The sequence below is a fragment of the Mesorhizobium sp. M5C.F.Ca.IN.020.32.2.1 genome (genome assembly GCF_004023105.1).
Lineage (GTDB): Bacteria > Pseudomonadota > Alphaproteobacteria > Rhizobiales > Rhizobiaceae > Mesorhizobium > Mesorhizobium wenxiniae.
Window position 1 is genome coordinate 1 of record NZ_RZSX01001096.1, and the last position, 1803, is coordinate 1803.

Annotated in this window: 3 protein-coding genes; 1 reads left to right on the top strand and 2 read right to left on the bottom strand. The window is 61.7% G+C overall.

Features of this window, described 5'->3' with window-relative positions:
• Positions 1-319 (bottom strand): RNA 2',3'-cyclic phosphodiesterase (thpR, locus tag EOA86_RS33210; protein WP_128345420.1); only part of this gene is annotated, 319 nt, incomplete at its 3' end.
• Positions 320-450: 131 nt separating this feature from the next.
• Positions 451-1095 carry an arylesterase gene (locus EOA86_RS33215; protein WP_127211581.1) on the bottom strand — a complete coding sequence of 215 codons (645 nt, stop codon included), beginning with the start codon at positions 1093-1095 and terminating at the stop codon, positions 451-453.
• 84 nt (positions 1096-1179) lie between these two features.
• On the opposite strand from EOA86_RS33215, the gene EOA86_RS33220 reads away from it, so the two are divergent.
• Positions 1180-1803 (top strand): ABC transporter ATP-binding protein (locus tag EOA86_RS33220; protein ID WP_164892262.1); only part of this gene is annotated, 624 nt, incomplete at its 3' end.

Consider the following 1803-nt stretch of genomic DNA (forward strand, 5'->3'; position numbering starts at 1 on the left):
GCTGGCAGATGCGCTCGATTTCGGCTTGCAGTGCCGAAAGATCGGGCGAGGCGGAAACGCCGGCCCATACCGCATGCGGTTTCTTCTGGCCGAAGGCGCCGACGCCGGACAGCGTCAGCGGGAAGGATGGGCGGTGGACTCGGTCGAGCGCGTTGGCGATCTCGTCGGCGACATGGCCCTGGACATCGCCGATGAAGCGCAGCGTCAAATGGTAGTTCTCGACGTCGATCCAGCGGGCCCCGGGCAGGCCGCCCCGGAGCAGGGACAGCGAAAGGGCGGCGTCACGCGGTATTTCGAGGGCGGTGAAAAGACGCGGCATGGTAAGCCTCCTGTCCTCGAATCGAACTCTTGTCCTAGCGAATCATCGAAAATCAAGCGGGGCAAGCGGATTGTTGATCGCACCTGGCCTAAATCGCAGGGGAATTCGGACCCTCATCGAAATTCAGTCCTTCAAGAGTTGCCCTTAACTACGGCAATGGCTTTTTCGACCTCCGGCAGTATGTGCTCGACCATGCGGTCGATGCCCTTGGCATTCGGGTGCAGGCCGTCCTCGAGCTGAAAAGTGGCGTCGCCGGCGACGCCCTCGAGGAAGAACGGATAGAGCGGGACGCCGAATTTTTCCGCCAGTTTCGGAAAGATCGCGTCAAAGCTGCTCTGGTAGTCGGCGCCGAGATTGGGTGCGGCGCGCATGCCGGCCAGCAGCACGGCGATCTTGCGCTGCCTCAGCTTCGCCAGCATGGCGTCCAGATTCTTTTGCGTGATGGCGGGAGAAACGCCGCGCAGCATGTCGTTGGCACCGAGTTCGAGGATGACCAGCTGCGTGCCGTCCGGCACCGACCAGTCGAGCCGCGACAGGCCGCCACTCGACGTATCGCCAGAGACACCGGCATTGGTTACGGTTACATCGTGGCCCTTCGCGCGAAGTGCTGCCTCAAGTTTCTGGGTGAAGCCTTCGTCGGGTCCGAGGCCAAAGCCCGCCATCAGGCTGTCGCCGAAACCGACGATCTTCAGGGGCTCGGCGCGCGCCGACGAAAGGGCGCCGCAAATTCCAAGGAAAAGGATCAAGGCTGCGGCAAGTGTGTGTTTGAAAGCCATGCGGCAGGCCCCATATGACGAAGGACATTTTGTTGCGGCAGGCAGAATTCCAGCCTTCCCCTTCCCATATAGGACGATTTTATTTTGACAGAAGCCGTCATCGCGCTGAAAAACGTATCGCTGACGCTCGGCGAAGGAGCGTCTTCCGTCCATGTGCTGAAAGGTGTCAGCCTCGATGTGGCTGCCGGAGAGGCGACCGGCATCGTCGGTCCTTCTGGCTCGGGAAAGTCGACGCTGCTGATGGTCCTTGCCGGCTTAGAAAGGGTCGATTCGGGGACGGTACGAATTGCGGGCGAATTGCTGAACGGCAAGAGTGAAGATCAGATCGCATCGTTTCGGGGACGAAATATTGGCATCGTGTTCCAGTCCTTCCACCTCATCCCGAATATGACGGCGCTCGAAAATGTCGCAGTACCGCTGGAATTGGCCGGCCATAGCGATCCGTTCGGGGTGGCGGCGCGGGAGCTGGAGGCGGTGGGCTTGAGCGACCGCGTCACTCATTATCCCGGCGAATTGTCCGGTGGCGAACAGCAGCGTGTGGCGATCGCCCGGGCGCTGGCGCCTTCGCCGCGCATTCTGATCGCCGACGAGCCGACCGGCAATCTCGACCAGACAACGGGGCGGCAGGTCGCCGATCTTCTGTTCGCCAAGGCGGCCGAGCGCGGCATGACGCTGGTGCTGGTCACTCATGATCCGGCGCTCGCTGCA